Annotated in this window: 17 protein-coding genes; 14 read left to right on the forward strand and 3 right to left on the reverse strand. The window is 66.0% G+C overall.

Annotated elements, in window-relative coordinates; all coding sequences use genetic code 11:
• Positions 1–248: 248 nt before the first annotated feature.
• The 7 genes from H9638_RS03195 to H9638_RS03225 all read left to right on the forward strand — a co-directional run bounded on the left by H9638_RS03195 (position 249) and on the right by H9638_RS03225 (position 8,827).
• Complete coding sequence (locus H9638_RS03195) at positions 249–1,145, forward strand: YsnF/AvaK domain-containing protein (RefSeq protein ID WP_191745722.1); 897 nt, start codon at positions 249–251, stop codon at positions 1,143–1,145.
• A 157-nt stretch (positions 1,146–1,302) separates the two neighbouring features.
• Positions 1,303–1,821, forward strand: a complete 519-nt coding sequence (locus tag H9638_RS03200) for a DUF805 domain-containing protein (RefSeq protein ID WP_191745723.1) — start codon at positions 1,303–1,305, stop codon at positions 1,819–1,821.
• Between the two features lie 84 nt (positions 1,822–1,905).
• Positions 1,906–5,400, forward strand: a complete 3,495-nt coding sequence (locus tag H9638_RS03205; RefSeq protein ID WP_191745724.1) for a bifunctional proline dehydrogenase/L-glutamate gamma-semialdehyde dehydrogenase — start codon at positions 1,906–1,908, stop codon at positions 5,398–5,400.
• A gap of 39 nt (positions 5,401–5,439) precedes the next feature.
• Positions 5,440–6,249, forward strand: a complete 810-nt coding sequence (locus H9638_RS03210; protein WP_191745725.1) for an SDR family oxidoreductase — start codon at positions 5,440–5,442, stop codon at positions 6,247–6,249.
• Between the two features lie 286 nt (positions 6,250–6,535).
• A complete protein-coding gene (locus H9638_RS03215; protein ID WP_191745726.1) occupies positions 6,536–6,811 on the forward strand; it encodes a hypothetical protein in 276 nt (91 codons plus the stop codon).
• Between the two features lie 165 nt (positions 6,812–6,976).
• A complete protein-coding gene (locus H9638_RS03220) occupies positions 6,977–8,017 on the forward strand; it encodes a 3-hydroxyisobutyryl-CoA hydrolase (RefSeq protein WP_191745727.1) in 1,041 nt (346 codons plus the stop codon).
• A 51-nt stretch (positions 8,018–8,068) separates the two neighbouring features.
• The gene (locus H9638_RS03225; protein ID WP_191745728.1) at positions 8,069–8,827 is read left to right on the forward strand and encodes an SDR family NAD(P)-dependent oxidoreductase; all 759 of its coding nucleotides are present in this window, start codon (positions 8,069–8,071) and stop codon (positions 8,825–8,827) included.
• Between the two features lie 28 nt (positions 8,828–8,855).
• Here the strand turns inward: H9638_RS03225 and H9638_RS03230 are convergent, their stop codons facing one another.
• Positions 8,856–9,095: a hypothetical protein gene (locus H9638_RS03230; RefSeq protein WP_191745729.1), complete on the reverse strand. Its 240-nt coding sequence runs from the start codon at positions 9,093–9,095 to the stop codon at positions 8,856–8,858.
• A gap of 119 nt (positions 9,096–9,214) precedes the next feature.
• Between H9638_RS03230 and H9638_RS03235 the strand changes: the two genes are divergently transcribed.
• Together H9638_RS03235 and malQ are read left to right on the forward strand one after the other, a co-directional pair.
• Positions 9,215–9,544, forward strand: coding sequence for a DUF6221 family protein (locus tag H9638_RS03235; protein WP_191745730.1), 330 nt, complete (start codon positions 9,215–9,217; stop codon positions 9,542–9,544).
• A gap of 99 nt (positions 9,545–9,643) precedes the next feature.
• The gene (malQ, locus tag H9638_RS03240) at positions 9,644–11,794 is read left to right on the forward strand and encodes a 4-alpha-glucanotransferase (protein ID WP_191745731.1); all 2,151 of its coding nucleotides are present in this window, start codon (positions 9,644–9,646) and stop codon (positions 11,792–11,794) included.
• Between the two features lie 30 nt (positions 11,795–11,824).
• On the opposite strand, the gene H9638_RS03245 is transcribed toward malQ, so the two are convergent.
• A complete protein-coding gene (locus H9638_RS03245; protein WP_191745732.1) occupies positions 11,825–12,334 on the reverse strand; it encodes a MarR family winged helix-turn-helix transcriptional regulator in 510 nt (169 codons plus the stop codon).
• Between the two features lie 93 nt (positions 12,335–12,427).
• On the opposite strand from H9638_RS03245, the gene H9638_RS03250 reads away from it, so the two are divergent.
• From H9638_RS03250 to bcp, 5 genes are all read left to right on the forward strand, one after another.
• Positions 12,428–13,357 (forward strand): SDR family NAD(P)-dependent oxidoreductase, encoded by a 930-nt coding sequence (locus tag H9638_RS03250; RefSeq protein ID WP_191745818.1) that lies wholly within the window; start codon positions 12,428–12,430, stop codon positions 13,355–13,357.
• A 32-nt stretch (positions 13,358–13,389) separates the two neighbouring features.
• Positions 13,390–13,845 carry a MaoC family dehydratase gene (locus tag H9638_RS03255; protein ID WP_191745733.1) on the forward strand — a complete coding sequence of 152 codons (456 nt, stop codon included), beginning with the start codon at positions 13,390–13,392 and terminating at the stop codon, positions 13,843–13,845.
• Between the two features lie 119 nt (positions 13,846–13,964).
• On the forward strand, positions 13,965–14,981 hold the full coding sequence (locus H9638_RS03260; RefSeq protein WP_191745734.1) for an ABC transporter substrate-binding protein: 1,017 nt from the start codon (positions 13,965–13,967) through the stop codon (positions 14,979–14,981).
• Positions 14,982–15,101: 120 nt separating this feature from the next.
• Entirely contained in the window at positions 15,102–16,649 is a 1,548-nt protein-coding gene (locus tag H9638_RS03265) for an acyl-CoA synthetase (protein ID WP_191745819.1), read from the forward strand.
• A gap of 144 nt (positions 16,650–16,793) precedes the next feature.
• Positions 16,794–17,267, forward strand: a complete 474-nt coding sequence (gene bcp / locus H9638_RS03270; RefSeq protein ID WP_191745735.1) for a thioredoxin-dependent thiol peroxidase — start codon at positions 16,794–16,796, stop codon at positions 17,265–17,267.
• A 243-nt stretch (positions 17,268–17,510) separates the two neighbouring features.
• Here the strand turns inward: bcp and H9638_RS03275 are convergent, their stop codons facing one another.
• Positions 17,511–18,023 (reverse strand): GNAT family N-acetyltransferase, encoded by a 513-nt coding sequence (locus H9638_RS03275; protein WP_191745736.1) that lies wholly within the window; start codon positions 18,021–18,023, stop codon positions 17,511–17,513.
• Positions 18,024–18,172: the final 149 nt, after the last annotated feature.

Here is an 18,172-nt window from a genome sequence, read left to right on the forward strand (position 1 = left end):
TGCGGGCCAGTTCCTGCTCCGGGCTCCTATTGACGGACCTGGGTAGAGGCAGTGGAATAATAAGTAGGCTTGGTAATACAGGCTTGGCCTGCAAAAGGCCCGCTGGAGCCACGGAACGGCACCGTGCAATACCGGTCAACCTGCCGCTGCGGGCGGACGTGGCAGGAGTAGCCGCTGGCTCTGACTGATCGGAACTGACGCGCCGGGAACCCCTGGCGGAGATTCGCTGCCGAAGGAGAAAACACACGATGATCAGCAATCAGCAAGTCGAAGGACTCATGTCCGCCTCGGGGAACGTCCTGGGACCGAACGGCGACAAAATCGGATCAGTGGGAACGTTCTACCTGGATGACCAGACCAACGAACCGGCCTGGGTCACGGTCAACACCGGACTGTTTGGAAGCAATGAGACCTTTGTCCCCCTCAGCGAGGCAACCGTGGAGGGCATCGATGTGCTGGTGCCCTACTCCAAGGAAGAGGTCAAGAACGCTCCGCAGATCGAGAGTGATGGCTCCATCAGCGCGGAAGAGGAAGTCACCCTTTACCGGTATTACGGCTTCACTTACGACGACGGCACCGCCGGAACGGTCAGTTCCGACGCCGGTACGGACACGCTCAACAGGCCCGAAACCGTATCCGGAACAGACACCATTTCAGGCACGGACCGGGATACCGCGTCCGGCGCGGGCAGGTCAGCGGCTGCCGGTGCGAACATCGACGACGCGATGACCCGTTCCGAGGAGCGCCTCGACGTGGGCACCGAACAGCGTGAGACCGGCAAGGCCCGGCTGCGCAAGTACACCGTGACCGAAACCGTGACGACTCAGGTTCCGGTCAGCCACGAGGAGGTCCGGATTGAGCGGGAGCCGGTCACGGACGCCAACCGGGAAGCCGCAATGCGCGGAGAGGAGCTGCGCGAGGACGAATACGAGGTCACGCTGCACAGCGAGGAGCCCGTGGTCCGCAAGCACACCGAACCCGTGGAGCGCGTCCGGCTGGAAACCGAAACGGTAGCCGGCACGGAAACTGTCTCCGGGGACATCCGGAAGGAAAAGATCGATACCGAAGTGGATGAGGCCGCGAAACGGAACATGTCCACGGGTACGGACAGGAAGCCGGACGACGGATCAGGAAGTTCCCGCTGACTCCAGCCCCGTAACAGCACCTGTTCCCCGCCGTCCCGCAAGGGGCGGCGGGGTTCGGCTGTCTGAGGTGCCTATGGCGGCCAAGTCTTCAGCGAAGCCGCCATACCTGCATTCCCTGGATTCCCATACAACAGCATGAATTCCTGCGCTGGCCTGTATGTCCCAGCAGTATGCCCAGAACCCGTACGTCCAGGCCCAGCCTGGCCCAGTGCCCCTCTCGCAGCCGTTGTACGGGGCCAGCTTCGGCGCGGCGGTTAAACGGTTCTTCAAGAAGTACGCCACTTTCTCCGGCCGGGCGAGCCGCAGTGAGTACTGGTGGTTCATGCTGTTCCAAGCAATCGTGATCACGGTCCTGTACATCGGCCTGATGATTTCCATTGTTTCCAGCATTGATCCCTACACCGGCGAGCCTACAAATTACACCTTTATGCTTCCGATGTCCCTGATGATGATTTATGGTCTGGCCACGCTGGTCCCGGGCATCGCCTTGTCCGTCCGCCGCCTGCACGACGCCGGACTCAGCGGCTGGTTGTACCTTGTCATCCTTGTCCCGGTCATCGGCGGGATTGCAGTCTTGGTCTTCAGCCTGCTTCCGAGCAAGCCCGAAGGAGCACGGTTCGACGCCGGTGCCGAGCAGCAGTACGCACCCTACCCGCCTGCCTCACCGCAGGCCTAGGCTGAGGGCCCGCCGCAAGGGTATAACCGCAGGTCCGAAAGGCGTCCCCTTCCCGAACGATGCTCTGGCTTCGATACTGAGGGTATGAAGGAAACTACCTCCTCTGCCGCCGGCGGCACCGCCCCGGACGGTCCGTCTCCCGCCCCGCAGGAACTGGCTGAGGAGACCGTGCGGTTGGTCAGACGCTGGCTGACGGAGGCGTCCGCCATCATGGTGGACGCCTCCGCAGCCCAGCTGGCCGGGATTCTGAAGGACCCCGGCGGACTCGAATTTACGGTCGGATTCGTCGATGGCGTTGTGCGGCCCGAGGACCTCTCCGTCGCTGCGCGGAATCTCGCAGAACTGGCGCCCAAAGTCCCGGGATTCCTGCCCTGGTACATGCGGGCAGCGGTCCGGGCCGGGGGAACGCTGGGACCCGTGCTGCCCGGTGTTGTGGTCCCAGCAGCCCGCCTGGTCCTGCGGCGGATGGTGGGGCACCTGATTATCGACGCCACCGACGCCCGGCTGGCCAAGGCCATCCGCCGGATCCGCCGCGACGGTGTCCGCCTCAACATGAACCTCCTGGGAGAAGCCGTCCTGGGACAGCGGGAGGCAGCCCGCCGGCTCGAGGGAACCCGCCGCCTATTGGCCCGGGACGACGTCGACTACGTCTCAGTGAAAGTCTCCTCCACGGTTGCCCCGCACGCGCCGTGGGCTTTCGACGAGGCCGTGGCCGACGTCGTCGACACCCTGACACCGCTCTACCGGCTTGCCGCCCAGGGATCCCGGCCCAAGTTCATCAACCTGGACATGGAGGAATACAAGGACCTCGAGCTGACGCTGGCGGTCTTTATGGAACTTCTCTCGAAGCCGGAATTTCACCAGCTGGAGGCCGGGCTGGTGCTGCAGGCCTACCTCCCTGATGCCCTGGCCGCCATGCAGCGGCTGCAGTCCTTCGCCGCCGAGCGGCGGGCCCGGGGCGGAGCGGGTATCAAGGTACGGCTCGTCAAGGGGGCGAACCTGCCGATGGAAGTGGTGGAGTCATCTCTCCACGGCTGGCCCCTGGCCACGTGGGACACCAAACAGGAGACCGACACGAACTACAAACGGGTCCTGGACTATGCCCTGCACCCGGACCGGACCGCGAATGTCCGCCTCGGCGTTGCCGGCCACAACCTCTTCGACATCGCCTATGCCTGGCTGCTCGCCGGGCGCCGCGGTGTGCGGGACGGGATCGACGTCGAAATGCTGCTGGGCATGGCCGCCGCCCAGGCGCAGGTGGTCAAGCAGGACGTCGGGGAGCTGCTGCTTTATACCCCGGTGGTGCACCCGGAAGAGTTCGACGTCGCAATCGCCTACCTGGTGCGGCGGCTGGAGGAGGGAGCCAGCAGTGAGAACTTTATGTCCGCCGTCTTCGACCTCAGCACCAACGACGCCCTGTTTGAGCGCGAACGCCGGCGGTTCAGCGCTTCCTTGGAGGCGCTGGATGCCCGTGTTCCCGAACCCCGCCGCCGGCAGGACCGGACAGTGCCTCCGGAACCTGCCGGAGAGCAATTCACCAACACCCCAGACTTCGCCAACACCCCGGATACCGACCCGTCGCTGCCGGCCAACCGGGGCTGGGGCCGGGAGATCCTGGCACGTGTGCCCGGTTCCGCCCTGGGGCTGCTCGAGGTCGAAGCGGCCCGGATTGAGACCGAGGAAGAACTCGAGGACCTTGTGGCTGAGGCGGTCCAGGCCCAGGCTGGCTGGGCTGCCCTTTCCGGCGCCGGGCGTGCCGCTGTGCTGCGCCGGGCGGCCGACAGCCTGGAAGCGCGCCGGGCACAGCTGCTGGAAGTCATGGCGGCCGAGGCAGGTAAGACCCTGGACCAGGGCGACCCGGAGGTTTCCGAAGCCGTGGACTTTGCCCGCTACTACGCGCAGCGCGCTGCGGAACTGGACCAGATCGACGGAGCACGCTTCCACCCGGCCAGGCTGTCCGTGGTCACCCCGCCCTGGAACTTCCCGGTGGCCATCCCCGCCGGGTCCACCCTCGCCGCGCTGGCCGCCGGATCCGCCGTCGTGCTCAAACCCGCCGGCCCGGCCAGCCGGTGCGGCGCGGTGCTTGCCGCGGCCCTCTGGGAGGCCGGCGTGCCGCGCGGTGTGCTGCAGTTCGTGCAGCTGGGGGAAGCCGAACTCGGACGGCAGTTGATTTCACACCCCGCCGTGGACCGGGTGATCCTCACCGGCGGTTACGAAACCGCGGAGCTCTTCCGGTCCTTCCGTCCGGACCTGCCGCTGCTGGCGGAAACTTCGGGGAAGAACGCGATCGTTGTGACGCCCAGCGCCGACTTCGACCTCGCGGCGCGGGACGTGGCGGCGTCAGCATTCGGCCACGCCGGGCAGAAGTGCTCGGCCGCCTCCCTGGTGATTCTGGTGGGGTCCGTGGCGGAATCCCGCCGCTTCCACAACCAGCTGCTGGACGCCGTGCAGTCGCTGGACGTGGGGCGGCCGGAGGATCCGGAAACCCAGATGGGCCCCGTGGTGGAGCCGGCGTCCGGAAAGCTGCTGCGCGGGCTGACCGAGCTGGGGGTGGGGGAGTCCTGGGTGCTGCAGCCGCAGAAGCTGGACCTGGCGGGCAGGCTGTGGACTCCCGGGATCCGCGCCGGGGTCCGGCCGGGATCCGAGTTTCATCTCACCGAGTATTTTGGGCCGGTGCTGGGCGTGATGCGGGCCCGGACACTGGCGGAAGCTGTCCAGCTGCAGAACCAGGTCGACTACGGCCTCACCGCCGGGCTGCACTCCCTGGACCCGGAAGAAATCACCTACTGGACCGGTGCCGTCCAGGCCGGAAACCTCTACGTCAACCGCGGTATTACCGGTGCGATCGTGCGCCGGCAGCCGTTTGGCGGCTGGAAGAAATCGTCGGTGGGAACCGGCACCAAGGCGGGTGGGCCGAACTACCTGCTGGCACTGGGTGACTGGAGTTCCCAGCCGGCACAGGATACGGCCCCGGTCCGCGGTGCCCCTGCGGCGCTGCTGGCCGGGACGGAGAACTCCGGATGTTTCTCCGCCCGCGACCTGGAATTCCTCGCCCGGTCGGCAGGCAGCGACACCGCCGTGTGGTCCGCTGACTATGGACAGGTCCGGGACGTTTCCGGTCTTCTCGCGGAACGGAACCTCTTCCGTTACCTCCCGGTTCCGGTGGAGGTCCGCCTCTCCGAAGGAGAGCCGACGGCGGCACTGCTGCGGGTGCTGGCGGCGGCCCTGCAGGCCGGCTCACCGGCGCGGGTCTCGCTTCCGGCGGCGCTTCCTTCGGCGATCACGGCCCTGCTGGCTGGCCACGGGTTCGTTCTCAGCATCGAGGACGACGCCGGATGGCTGGCCAGGCTGGGGACCGGCACCGGCCTGCCCTCCCGGATCCGGCTGATCGGCGGGGACCGGCAGGCGGTGGCGGAAGCAACCGGCGGCCGCCCCGACGTCGCCGTTTATGCCCAGCCGGTGACCGAGGCCGGAAGGGTGGAGCTGCTCCCGTTCCTGCACGAGCAGGCCATCAGCATCACGGCTCACCGGTTCGGGACGCCGAGCCCCCTGGCGGATGTCCCGCTGGGGTGGGGCTAAGCTGGCCACTGCTCATGCCCCTGCCCTTTGAAGGAACAGATGGTCTCTCACCTCCCGCTCGCCGGACGGACAGCCGTGATCACCGGTGTCAGCAGAAAACAGGGGATCGGTTACGCCGTCGCCTCCCGGCTGGCACAAATGGGCGCCAGCCTTTTCCTGGCCCACTACGCCCCGCATGACGCGGAGCAGCCCTGGGGTGCGGATTCCATCGACGGGGTTGTCAGTGGAGTGGATGTGCAGCTCGCGGACGGTGCCCGGATCGCTGACTTGAGCATCAATCTGGCGGACCCGGGGGCTCCTGAGCACTTAATCGAACGGGCAGCGGCTGCGCTGGGGCACCTGGACATCCTGATCTGCAACCATGCCCGCAGCGGCGGAGATGGAAGTTTGGCGGAGCTCTCTGCTGACATGCTGGACGCCCACTGGCAGGTAAATGCCCGCTCAACACTGCTTGCCACCCGGGACTTCGCCCAGCAGCACGACGGCCGGCCCGGGGGACGGGTCATCTGGATGACCTCCGGGCAGATCAACGGCGGGGTCATGGAGAACGAGATTGCCTATGCAACGGCCAAGGCAGCGCTGGCCGGGATTACACCGTCCGTTGCCGCCGGCCTGGCCCGGCAGGGCATTCTCCTCAACACCGTCAACCCGGGTCCGGTCAACACCGGGTACCTGGATCCTTCGACCGCCGACCGTCCGCAGGAAGTCCTGAATGACGTGCTCTCCCGCTTTCCCGGCGGACGTTTTGGCGAACCCGATGATCCTGCCCGGCTGATCGCCTGGCTTGTCAGTGACGAAGGGCAATGGATGGTGGGCCAGGTCCTGACCAGCGACGGCGGCTTCCGCTGACTGTGCGCCGGCTACGGGGCCGCGCTGGAGTTTGTTCAGGACCCTAGCGGGCGCCGCACCGGGATGTTAGGGTCCTCGGCATGGGAACACTCATTTTCGAGTAGCGGCTTGCGCGCAGTTGGCGCGCAGCGCTCAAAGCAGACCACATCAATCCGCTTGTTGAGGCCAAGGCCTCCAAGTCCTTCCGTCTGCAGACTCGAAGTATCCGCGCGCAGCTCTGCGCCGGCAGCCCCGGAAGGGCAGTGTTCTGGCATCAGCAGCCCAGAGTAGAAACTGGAGCAGTCCCATGACGAAAAACCCGAAGAAACCCCAACCCCCTGCCGGCGGCCAGCCGCTTGCAGTAGAGGAGAACCTCCCGGTTGCTGACGCCCCCGCTCCGGATCTGCTGGTCAACGTGTCTCCGGCAGCTGCCCGCCGCCTGAGCGAAGACGGCCTGCGGCGGCTGGCTGCCGCACAGCCTGCGGAGGCAAATCTTCCGGGCTGGCAGAGCCTGGGCAAGGGGGCCAAACCCAGCCACGCCAATGGACGGCAGGGTCCCCGCGAGCGGAAGGTGCGCTGGTAGCTGCCTCCCGCCGAATCCAAGCCGAACCGGCTGCAGGCCCTGCGCCTGCGGCCGGTTTGCTGTTCAAGTTCAGATCCGGCGGCGCTGGCGTTCGTTTCGGAAGGCAGACCGCGGGGCAAAGCTCCCGGATTGGCGCTGCGCCGGATTCTTGAAATGCTGACGGGCATGGAATCCTCTCCCTCCGGAACCCTCACCCGTGCCTCCATCCATGCCACCGGCGAGCTTCAGGCCTGGACCTCCGGGAATCTTGGCATCATCCGCCTGAACCGGCCGCAGGCGCTCAACGCCATGACCGTCGGTATGGTCACGGCGATGGACCGGGTGCTCCAGGACTGGGCGTCGGCGGATACTGTCGGCTCGGTACTGCTCCTGGGGGCCGGCGACCGCGGGCTGTGTGCCGGCGGCGACATCAGGGCGATCGCGGCCGGGACAGATGCGCAGGCCATGGAGTTCTGGACCGCCGAATACGCGCTCAACGCCCGGGTGGCTCACTTCCCGAAGCCCTACGTTGCGCTGATGGACGGGGTGGTTATGGGAGGTGGCGTGGGTGTTTCCGGGCATGCCGGCATCAGGATCGCCACCGAGCGGACCCAGGCGGCCATGCCGGAGGTACGCATTGGGTTCAGCCCGGACTGCGCCGGGTCCCTGCTGCTGGCCCGCGCCCCGGGCGAGCTTGGCACGCACCTGGCCTTAACCGCCGGAACCATGACGGGTGCCGATGCGGTGCTGTGCGGATTCGCGGACTACTTCGTTCCCTCCGCGTCCCTTCCAGCCTTGTGTGCGGCACTGGAAACGGGTGAGCCGGAGCAGACGGTGGCCGCGTTCGCCGTCGAACCTCCGCCGGCTCCCCTGGCCGGCCAGCGGGAATGGATTGATGAGTGTTACGCCGGCTCCGATGTCCAGGAAATCCTTGCCCGGCTGGACTCCCACGCTTCGCCGGAAGCCACGGCGGCAGCCCGGGATATCCGGGCGATGGCGCCGTTTTCCCTGGCCGTGGCGTTGGCCGCAGTTCGGGCTGCCGCGGCGGAACCGGTGCTGGAAAAGGTGCTGGAACGGGATCTGGTGATGGCCGAGCGGGTGATCGCCCGCCCGGACTTCCGCGAAGGCGTCCGCGCCCGCCTCCTGGACCGGGACGCGCCCCGCTGGCAGCCAGCCAGCCTTGCGGAGGTGGCAGCCGCCGACGTCGCCTGGACGCTGGCTCTCTGACCGGTCCGGTGCCATGATGGTGGCCCCACACTCCGGCAGAAGGGCACCGGCATGCTGCTGAACGGCAGGAACGCAGTTGTTTACGGAGGCGGAGGATCCATCGGAGGGGCCGCGGCCCGGGCCTTCGCCCGGGAGGGCGCCCGGGTCTTTCTGGCTGGGCGGCACCCGGAACCGCTGCAGGCAGTGGCAGAGCAGATCCGGAGCGCCGGCGGCCTGGCAGAAACCGCGCTGCTGGACGCACTGAACCAGCAGGCAGTGAATGAACACGCGGACGACGTCGCCTCCTCCGCCGGGTCCCTGGACATCTCCTTGAACGTCATCCAGCACGGCGACGTCCAGGGCACCCCGATGTCCGCAATGTACCTGGAGGACTATCTGCGCCCCGTGTCGGCGGCCGTGCAGACCACCTTCATCACCGCGCAGGCAGCGGCCCGGCACATGATGGAACAGAAATCCGGCGTCATCCTGGCTTTCGGCGGATCAGGCACCCAGGAACCGGGCCAGTACCTGGGCGGACTGATTACGGCGTTCGAAGCCATTGAGGCCATGCGCCGGCAGCTGGCGGTGGAGCTTGGCCCCTACGGTATCCGGGTGGTGACGCTCCGCAGCGGCGGTATACCGGAGTCATTGCCGCCGGACATGGAAGGCCGGGAGGAAATCGCCGGCGCGATCCAGGCAGCCACCATGCTCAGGCGTGCTGCCACGCTGGAAGATGTTGGCAACGCCGCAGCATTCGCAGCTTCAGATATGGCAGCCAGCATCACAGCGGCAACGATCAATATCAGTGCCGGAGCGTTGATCGACTGGTAGTTGATCTATTGGCAGGGCGGGCCGGGTTTTAAGCTTCCGTGCGCCAGATGGTGAAATCCTCGGTGCTCACGGCGGTGTGGGCGCCGGTTTCCTCATCACGGAGCCAGAGCGTTGCCAGCCCAGGTGCGGTGTCCCGCACTTCTCCCCGGTAATAGACATGTCCGCCGCTGCGGGCTTCAACGTGGTCACCGCGGTGAACCGAACGGATATTGCGGATGCGGCGGGCGGACGGATTCGAGGAAACTGAGGACGTACTGGCTGAGGGCAAGCTACTACTCCTGGGTCGTAAGGGGGCCTAGTTATGTCAACCAGCCAAGTGGGCGAAAATATTCCCAATGCTGTACCCTCCCCCTGACGCAGGATCGGTGGGGAGCGTAAAGTCTGGGCATGGATATCGTGGATTTCCTGCTGACGCGCTTTCATGAAGACGCCGCGGAGTCCCGCAAGCTCCTCGGCGGCTCCGAAATTTCACTCTCGGACCGCTGGTATGAGGAGCGGCTTTTGCGGGAATGCGAAGCCAAACTCATGTTGATCGACATTATTGGCGGTGCGCGCCGCAATGCGCTGTCCAGGATGCTGCAGGACACGGAAACCGACCCGCGCAGCTATGCGGATGAACTCGAATGGACCACTCTTGCCCTCGCCGCCCTGGCCGCGCCGTACGCGGATCACAATGATTATCAGGACGTGTGGCGGCTGGTGGAAAAACGGCCCTGAAGCCGGCTTGGAGCCGTGCGCACTGTGCCGCCCAACCCGGCGGGCCTGTCCTGCAGCGCCGGAACCCCCTAGATTGGCATCCATGACTTTGGAGACGCCATGACAGGGGACAGCGCCGGCACCACCAGCGAGCGGGAGCTCCTGGAACGGCTCGCGGCAGCGAAAAATATCGCGGTGACGTTCACCGGATGGGACGGGAGCCCGCAGCAGGTCTCGGATGAAACCCTGCGGATAATCCTTGCCTCCCGGGGTGCCCCTGCGGGCAGCCGCCCGGGACTGGAAGCATCACTGGCGCAGGCAACGACGGACCGCTGGCGGCAGGTCCTGCCTCCGGCCATCGTGACGCGGGAAGGTGCCCCGGAGACCTCGGTGCCGGTGCATCTTCCCTCCGGAGTGTCCGCGCGGGCCTGGGTCGATCTGGAACTGGGCGGAACCATTGAGCTGCCGTGGAATCCGCAGCCGGAGGAATCCGCCGTCGTCGATGGAACGGACCTGCAGCGCACTGCGCTGGCCCTGCCGCCGGATCTGCCCCTGGGCTGGCACCAGCTGCACGTCGAAGCCCTCAGCACCGGCGACGGCGGGATCCGGGCCCAGGCTGTCCTGGCAGTAACCCCGGACCGGCTGGATCCGGTTGGCAAAATCGGCCGGGCCCAGACCTGGGGGATGATGGCCCAGCTGTACTCCACCCGGTCGGCACGGTCCTGGGGTATCGGTGATCTGACCGATCTCGCTGACCTCTCCGCGGTCTGCGGGGAAGCCGGATCAGATTTTGTGCTCATCAACCCCCTCCATGCCGCCGAACCCGCCCCGCCGGTGGAGGATTCCCCGTACCTGCCCGCAACCCGCCGCTTCTTTAACCCCCTCTACATCCGGGTCGAAGCCATTCCCGAGTACAGCTACCTCCCGCCGGAACAACGGGCGCGCGTCGAAGCTTTGGCTGCCGGGCAGCAGGCCGTGAACCGGGAGGCCGGGCTGCTGGACCGGAACGCAGCCTTCGCGGCGAAACTCCCGGCCCTTCGCCTGGTTTTCGAAGTGCCGCGCAGCCCTTCCCGGGAGCAGCAGTTCCAGGCTTTTGTCGACGGGGAAGGCGATGGCCTGGAGAGTTTTGCCCTCTGGTCCGCCCTGGCCGCCAGCCTGCCGGCGGACGCACCGCAATGGGCGGAGGGTTTGAACAGCAGTTTTGCCCGGAATGCGGCCGTGGAGCTGGCCGGTGACATCAGCTTCTACAAATGGCTGCAGTGGATCTGCGACGAACAGCTTGAGACTGCCCAGCGGGCTGCCCGGCAGGCAGGCATGGGCGTAGGGATCGTCCATGATCTGGCCGTGGGGGTCCACCCCGGCGGAGCGGACGCCTGGACGCTGCGGGACGTCCTGGTTCCTGAAGTATCGGTCGGGGCACCGCCGGACATGTTCAACCAGCGCGGCCAGGACTGGAGCCAGCCCCCGTGGGATCCGGACCGCCTGGCGCACACCGGCTACGCTGCCTACCGGGACATGCTGCGGACCATTCTCCGCCATGCCGGCGGCGTGCGGGTGGACCATATCCTTGGCCTCTTCCGCCTGTGGTGGATACCCCGCGGAGAAACGCCGGACAAGGGCGCCTACGTCTACTACGACCATGAGGCGCTGGTGGGAATCCTGGCCCTGGAAGCGCACCGGGCGGGTGCCGTCGTCATTGGCGAAGACCTGGGCGTCTTTGAACCGTGGGTGCAGGGCTATCTGGCCGAACGCGGAATTCTGGGCACGGCCATCCTGTGGTTCGAACAGGCCGGGCAGGGGCCCCGGCCGCCGGCGGACTACCGTCCGGGCGCCCTCACCACGATCGGCACGCACGACCTGCCTCCGGCGGCGGGGTACCTGGCGGGGGAGCACGTAACACTGCGCGGTTCGCTGGGCCTGCTCAACCGGCCTGTGGAGGAAGAGCGGGAACTCGATGAGGCCGCCAGGGCCGCCATTCTGGATCTGGTCCGCGGCCAGGGTCTGCTGACCACTGAACCGGCTTCCGAAGCCGAAATTATTGAGGCCCTGCACCGCTTTATTGCCCGGACCCCGTCCGTGCTGATCGGCGTCGGACTGGTGGATGCCGTGGGGGAGCGGCGCACCCAAAATCAGCCCGGTACGTCCACGGAGTACCCCAACTGGCGGATTCCGCTGGCCGGGCCGGACGGAGCCCCGATCCTGGTGGAGGACCTTGCCACCAACCAGCGGTTCCAGTCTCTGGCGCGGATTATGAACGAGTCGCTGCGTTAGTCCGGCGGCCGGGCTGGAGCATCCGAAGGTCTAGTCGGCAAAGGCGACGCGGCGCAGGAGGGACCGCAGCTGCTCCCGCTCGTCCGGGGAGAGAGCCCCCAGTGATGTGTCGCTTGCGGCCGCGACCACGGCGGCCGCCTCTGCATAGAGCCGCTTACCCGCCGCCGTCGCGGTGATGATGTTGGAGCGGCGGTCCCGCGGGTCCGCCTGCCGTTTCACGGCACCGCGCTTCTCGAGCTGGTCCACCAGTGCCACGATTTGGCTCGGATCCAGGGAGAGGAATTCGGCGAGTTCACGCTGTGAAGGGTTCAGCCCGCTGCAGGCCAGGGAGAGCACTGAATAGGAGCGGACCTTGAGGTCGAGGGCGGCCAGGTCCTCATTGGCGCGGCGCGATCCGACGGAACGTGCCCGGGCTGCGAGGAACTCGGTTTCACCGGCCAGCTCTGAGTCGTACAGCCGCTCGATTCCGGCCTGAGGTCCCGTCTGAAGCGAAGTACCTGCCGCGCCGTTGCGTGAGGTGTTGCTGCCGGTCTCAGTCATGGACTAAGAGTACGCGCAATTACAACTGTTGACTTTCTCAATTATCTCGGCTGTCATGGTGTGAGGCATGACACACGAATGAGGAGTTACAGTATGGCGCTGGACGGCAAAACCGCGATTGTTACCGGCAGCGGGCGGGGGCTGGGCCTGGCCTACGCCCGGGAGCTGGCCCGGCAGGGCGCAGCGGTAGTGGTGAACGACGTCGATTCGGCCGTTGCCGAGGAAGCGGTAGCGGTGATTAAGGCCGACGGCGGCCGCGCGGTTGCGGTGGTGGCTCCGGTCGGGTCGACCGAGACGGCCAAGGCCCTGGTGGCTGCTGCGGTGGAGAACTTCGGCGGCCTGGACATCCTGGTGACCAACGCCGGGGTGCTGCGGGATAAGTCGCTGCTGAAGATGACCGATGAGGACTTTGACCTGGTGATCAACGTGCACCTGCGCGGCACGTTCACCTGTGTCCGGGAGGCGTACGCGTACTTCAAGGAAAACAATGTGGCGGGCCGGATCATCACGATCGGTTCCCCGACCGGGCAGCGCGGAAACTTCGGGCAGACCAACTACGCTGCGGCGAAGGCCGGGATTGTGGGCATGGTCCGCACCTGGGCGCTGGAGATGAAGAAGGCCGGCGTGACCGCGAACGCCGTCATTCCGGTCGCCGCGACGGCGATGACCAAGACCGTCCCGTACTTCGCTGCCGCGGTTGAAGCGGAGGAGCGCGGTGAGGCGATGCCGGACTTCTTCCGCAAGGAGCTGGGCTTTGGCACGGCGGAGGATGTGGCCGGGCTGATCGCGTTCCTGGCTTCGGAGGATGCTGCCGGGATCACCGGGCAGGCCATTGGTGTGGGCGGGGACCGGCTGCAGCTGTGGTCCCATCCCGAAGCTGTTGCCTCGGAGTACCGGGACGGCGGGTGGACCTATCAGGATCTCGCGGCGGCGTTCCCGTTCGCCGGCAGCCTGCAGGGTGTGGGGGAGAAGTTCCCGCCGCTGCCCGAAGAGCTCCAGCCCCAGACCGCAGATTCAAAATAGTCACCACCAGAACTACCTGAGGAAAAAACCTTATGAGCGCTACCGTTGTCACCTTTGAAGAACTCCCCGGGCTTGTCGGCAAGGACCTGGGCTACACCGATTACATCGAAATCACGCAGGACCAGATCAACACTTTCGCCGAGGCCACTGATGACCACCAGTGGATCCACACGGACCCGGAGAAGGCCAAGGACGGGCCGTTCGGTGCGCCGATCGCCCACGGCTTCCTGACACTTTCGCTGATCATTCCGCTCTGGAGCCAGCTCTTCGACGTCGACGGCGTCAAGACCAAGGTCAACTACGGCCTTGACCGGGTGCGGTTCACCAACCCGGTGAAGGTTGGTTCCAAGGTCCGTCTGCACTCGGTCATCGCTGAGGTCACCGAGGTCAAGGGAGGGGTGCAGATCAAGACTTCCAACAAGATCGAGATCGAAGGCGAAGAGCGTCCCGCCGTCGTTGCCGAGTTCCTCGCCAGGTTCTACGCCTAGTTTCAGGCAGATCAGGGCTCCCGGCCCGGTCCCCTCCGCGGGCCGGACCACGGGTCAGTAAGGCAGTACCAGCTCCACCCCTGCAGTATCCATTTCTCCCCTCAAGGAAGAGGAAAGTCATGAGGCACTTCATTACCCGCAAGGTCGCCAAGGCCTTCGCACTCGGCGCTGTTGCGTCACTGGCGCTGGCCGGCTGTGGTGGCGGCAGCCTGTCCGGCAACGATTCCAGCTCACCGGCTGCTTCCTCGTCGGAATCGGCAGGCAGCGGCGAACTCGAGAAGATCGTGGTCGGCGTCCTGGCGATCGCCCCCTCCGCAGCCATGCACTACGGCATTGAGGAAGGCATCTTCGAGAAGCACGGACTCGACGTCGAACTCCAGACCGGACAGGGCGGCGCTGCCATGCTGCCGGCTGTCTCCACCGGAGACATGAACTTCGCCGTCGGCAACCCGCTGACCGTGATGGTGGCCAAGGACAAGGGCCTGGACATGCAGATCGTCACGGGCTACTCCAACTCCTACGCGGAGGGCGAGGACATTAACGGCGTTGTTGCCCGTGCGGACTCCGGCATCACCACTTTCGGTGACCTGGAAGGCAAAACCGTCTCTGTCAACGCCATCAACACCCAGGGCGACCTGACCATCATGGAAGCCGCCGCCATCGCGGGAGCGGACTCCGGGGCGATCAAGTTCTCCGAAATGGCCTTCCCTGACATGGAGGCACAGCTGGAGCTGGGCAACACGGACGCCATCTGGATTCCGGAGCCCTTCCTCAGCAAGGCGCTGGCCAACCCGGAGAACGTCCTGGTGGGGTACTCGAACCAGGAAGTGGTCCCGGGCATGCCCACCATGGTCTCCTTCACCTCGGGTAACTATGCCGACCAGAACCCGGAAACCGTCCAGAAGTTCAAGGACGCCATGGAAGAGCTCCTGGTCGAGGCCGAGGCAAACATCGACGACGTCAAGGCAACCCTGCCGGACTTCATGACGATGCCGGCAGAGGTCGCCGCGAAGCTCAAGATGGAGCAGTACGACGCCGAGCTGCGCACCGAGCAGCTGAACAGCCTCGGTGAGCTGATGCTCAAGTACAAGTTCGTGGAAAAGGCTCCCGATCTGGCAGCCATGACGGTCCAGTAGCAGCACCGTTCAATAAGCAGCACCATCCAGTAACACCTCCGGTGGCCTGCCTTCCCCTGGGCAGGCAGGCCACCAGCTCCACAAAGACTTTAGGTAATACAACGAAGGATGTCTGAGGAAATGCAGAACCAGGGCCTGGGTTCATGGATCCACCGCCAGCGCGTTAAATCCGGTTCCAAGACCGCGCTGATCTTCCGGGATGAACGGACCAGCTACGCCGAGCTCGACGAGCGGATCAACAGACTGGCAGCTGTGCTGCGCGCCAACGGAGTAGAACACGGCACGCGGGTGGCCTTCCTGGGGGACAACCACCCTGCTTTCCTGGAGACGTTCTTCGCCGCAGGCTCCCTGGGAGCGGTGTTTGTGCCGCTTAATACCCGGCTGGCACCTCCGGAAATCCAGTATGCGCTGCAGGATTCAGGCAGCCTCATCCTGGTGAACACCCTGGCGCTGGACGAACTGGCTGTGCGCGGTGCGCGCGGAACCGCCGTCGCACTCCGCCTGCTGGTTGACGATGGAACGGGAACAGCGGCCTTCGACGCCGGCGATCTGCCGGTCAAGCCGTATGAAGCGTCCCTGGAATCAGCCTCGGGCGGGTTTCCGGATGCCGCCGTCGCCCTGGAAGACGGCGCAATCATTCTCTACACCTCAGGCACCACCGGGCAGCCCAAGGGCGCCTGCCTCACCCACGCCAATCTGGCCTGGAACTGTTTCAACGTGCTGGTGGATTACGACGTTGCGGGAGACGACGTCGCCCTGATGATCTCCCCGCTGTTCCATGTGGCATCGCTGGACATGGGTGTGCTGCCGAACCTGCTCAAGGGTGCCGCCGTCATTCTGGAAACCCGCTTTGAACCGGGACGGACCCTGGAACTGATCGAAAAGTACCAGGCGACGTTTATCAGCGGCGTTCCCACCACCTACCAGCTGCTCTGTGAGCACCCCGATTGGGCCAAACGGGACATCAGTTCGCTGCGCAAGCTCACCTGCGGCGGCTCCGCGGTGCCGCTGCGGGTGATTGACGCTTACGAGGAACGCGGTCTTGGCTTCTCCAACGGCTACGGTATGACCGAAACGGCGCCCGGCGCCACGGCTCTGCCGCCGAAGTGGTCCCGGGAGAAGGCCGGTTCGGCCGGGCTCCCGCATTTCTTCACCTCCGTCCGCATCGCGCATCCGAACGGTACTCTCGCTGCGCCCGGGGAAGTAGGCGAAGTCCAGATCAGCGGCCCCAACGTGATCAAGGCCTACTGGAACCGGCCCGAGGCCACCGAGTCCTCATTCACCGACGGGACCTGGTTCCGCTCCGGCGACATGGGTTATTTCGACGACGACGGTTTCCTCTTCATCTCCGACCGGTTGAAGGACATGATCATTTCCGGCGGCGAGAACATCTACCCGGCCGAGGTGGAGCAGATCATCAGCGAGCTCGAGGCCGTCAGCGGCGTCGCGGTGATCGGGGTTCCCGACGCTAAGTGGGGAGAGGTTCCCAAGGCTGTGATCACGCTGCGCGACGGTTTCACGCTGGATCCGGCCGAAGTGCAGACTCATCTGGACGGGCGGCTGGCCCGGTACAAGATTCCGAAGTCGGTGGTGGTCGTGGAGGATCTGCCGCGGACGGCCAGCGGCAAGATCCGCAAGAAGGACCTGCGCAGCGAGTACGCCGGATAGCGGGCGGGCCGGGCCCTGGCGGGGGCCGGGCTGGTCCCGCCGGGCCGGTATCAAGATATCCGGACGGCCTTGGTCCTCCTGGGCACCTGTGATCTCTAGACTGGGCACCAGCAGATGCCGAACCCCTCCAACCTGAGGACAGCCATGACCCAGCTTTCTCCGGGCGACACCGCCCCCGCGTTCACCCTTCCCGACGCCGGCGGCAAGCAGGTGTCCCTCGCGGACTATGCCGGGCGCCGCGTTGTCGTCTACTTCTATCCGCAGGCCGGGACACCCGGCTGCACCACCGAAGCCTGCGACTTCCGCGACAACCTGGCTGCGCTGCAGCAGGACGGGTACGACGTCGTCGGCATCTCACCTGACGGCCCCGAGGCGATCCAGGAGTTCATCCGGGACCAGGCGCTGACCTTCCCGCTGCTCTCCGATCCGGACCTTGCCGTGATCAAGGCCTATGGCGCCTATGGGGAGCGGACCTTCGGCGGCAACACGTCCATGGGCATCCTCCGCTCCACCGTCACCGTGGATGAAGACGGGAAGGTCCTTACAGCCGAGTACGGTGTCAGCCCTGCCGGCCATGTGGCCCGGCTGCGCGAGGAGCTGGCTGGCCTGCAAAGCTGACCCGGCTGAATGAGCGAGCGCATCGTCCAGGCGGAAGTCTCCTGGCGGGGTTCTTTGAAAGCGCCGCGATCGAGCAGTTCCCGCACCAGGTCGCTCCTGCCTATTCGTGGCCGGTCCGGGAGTTCACGCGGCTGCTCGAAGACGCGGGGTTGACCGCCGCCGCCGTCGAAACCCGGACGGACCCCGGGCACCGGCCGCATGCTGCGATCGTTGCCCGCCGCAGCGTTTAGCTGCCTGACGGGGTCAGACCCCGAAGGCCGCCGGGTACTCGATCATTCCTGAAGGGACCCGGGCGTCGGGGTTGAGCTGCAGGGCCATGAGGGCCTCATCCGGCACCTCGAACGGGGCCTTGATGCCCAGCCGGGACGCCGGCGTGAACCCGAACCTCGGGTAGTAGCCGGCATGGCCGAGGACCACCACCAGGTTTTCACCCAGTTTCCGGGCCGCGTCCAGTGCGCCGCGGATCGCCGCACCCCCGGCGCCCTGGCGCTGATAATCCGGCAGGACCGCACAGGGAGCCAGTGCGAGCGCGGGCTCACCGCCGACCCGGCAGCGGGTCAGCAGTGCATGGGCCACGATGGTGCCGTCCGGTCCGGCTGCGACCCAGGAGAGCCCGTCGATCCACGCGCCGGGATCGGCGCGCAGCGTATCGACGAGGTCGGCTTCCGCCGAAGTGGGGAAGGCTGCTTCGTTGATGGCACGGACGGCAGCGGTGTCGGCTGGGGTCTCAGGACGGGCGGTCCAATTGATGGTCATGAGGATGCTCCCAGTGCGCTGCGGATTCCGGTGTAGGTCTCCGAAAACCATATCCCGCCGGAGGTCCTGCCCAGCTGCCGCGTCTCCGGAGTCTGCAGCACAGGCTAGCCTCGGAGGTGAGACCGGGAGGGATAGCCCGGTATGAAAGG

Origin of the sequence: Arthrobacter pullicola, from assembly GCF_014836875.1 — a bacterium.
Lineage (GTDB): Bacteria > Actinomycetota > Actinomycetes > Actinomycetales > Micrococcaceae > Arthrobacter_B > Arthrobacter_B pullicola.

Excerpts from the sequence above, each read along its gene's own strand:
- H9638_RS03195 (WP_191745722.1), top strand. The coding sequence starts at position 249 with ATGATCAGCAATCAGCAAGTCGAAGGACTCATGTCCGCCTCGGGGAAC.
- H9638_RS03200 (WP_191745723.1), top strand. The coding sequence starts at position 1,303 with ATGTCCCAGCAGTATGCCCAGAACCCGTACGTCCAGGCCCAGCCTGGC.
- H9638_RS03205 (WP_191745724.1), top strand. The coding sequence starts at position 1,906 with ATGAAGGAAACTACCTCCTCTGCCGCCGGCGGCACCGCCCCGGACGGT.
- H9638_RS03210 (WP_191745725.1), top strand. The coding sequence starts at position 5,440 with ATGGTCTCTCACCTCCCGCTCGCCGGACGGACAGCCGTGATCACCGGT.
- H9638_RS03215 (WP_191745726.1), top strand. The coding sequence starts at position 6,536 with ATGACGAAAAACCCGAAGAAACCCCAACCCCCTGCCGGCGGCCAGCCG.
- H9638_RS03220 (WP_191745727.1), top strand. The coding sequence starts at position 6,977 with ATGGAATCCTCTCCCTCCGGAACCCTCACCCGTGCCTCCATCCATGCC.
- H9638_RS03225 (WP_191745728.1), top strand. The coding sequence starts at position 8,069 with ATGCTGCTGAACGGCAGGAACGCAGTTGTTTACGGAGGCGGAGGATCC.
- H9638_RS03235 (WP_191745730.1), top strand. The coding sequence starts at position 9,215 with ATGGATATCGTGGATTTCCTGCTGACGCGCTTTCATGAAGACGCCGCG.
- malQ (WP_191745731.1), top strand. The coding sequence starts at position 9,644 with ATGACAGGGGACAGCGCCGGCACCACCAGCGAGCGGGAGCTCCTGGAA.
- H9638_RS03245 (WP_191745732.1), bottom strand. The coding sequence starts at position 12,334 with ATGACTGAGACCGGCAGCAACACCTCACGCAACGGCGCGGCAGGTACT.
- H9638_RS03250 (WP_191745818.1), top strand. The coding sequence starts at position 12,428 with ATGGCGCTGGACGGCAAAACCGCGATTGTTACCGGCAGCGGGCGGGGG.
- H9638_RS03255 (WP_191745733.1), top strand. The coding sequence starts at position 13,390 with ATGAGCGCTACCGTTGTCACCTTTGAAGAACTCCCCGGGCTTGTCGGC.
- H9638_RS03260 (WP_191745734.1), top strand. The coding sequence starts at position 13,965 with ATGAGGCACTTCATTACCCGCAAGGTCGCCAAGGCCTTCGCACTCGGC.
- H9638_RS03265 (WP_191745819.1), top strand. The coding sequence starts at position 15,102 with ATGCAGAACCAGGGCCTGGGTTCATGGATCCACCGCCAGCGCGTTAAA.
- bcp (WP_191745735.1), top strand. The coding sequence starts at position 16,794 with ATGACCCAGCTTTCTCCGGGCGACACCGCCCCCGCGTTCACCCTTCCC.
- H9638_RS03275 (WP_191745736.1), bottom strand. The coding sequence starts at position 18,023 with ATGACCATCAATTGGACCGCCCGTCCTGAGACCCCAGCCGACACCGCT.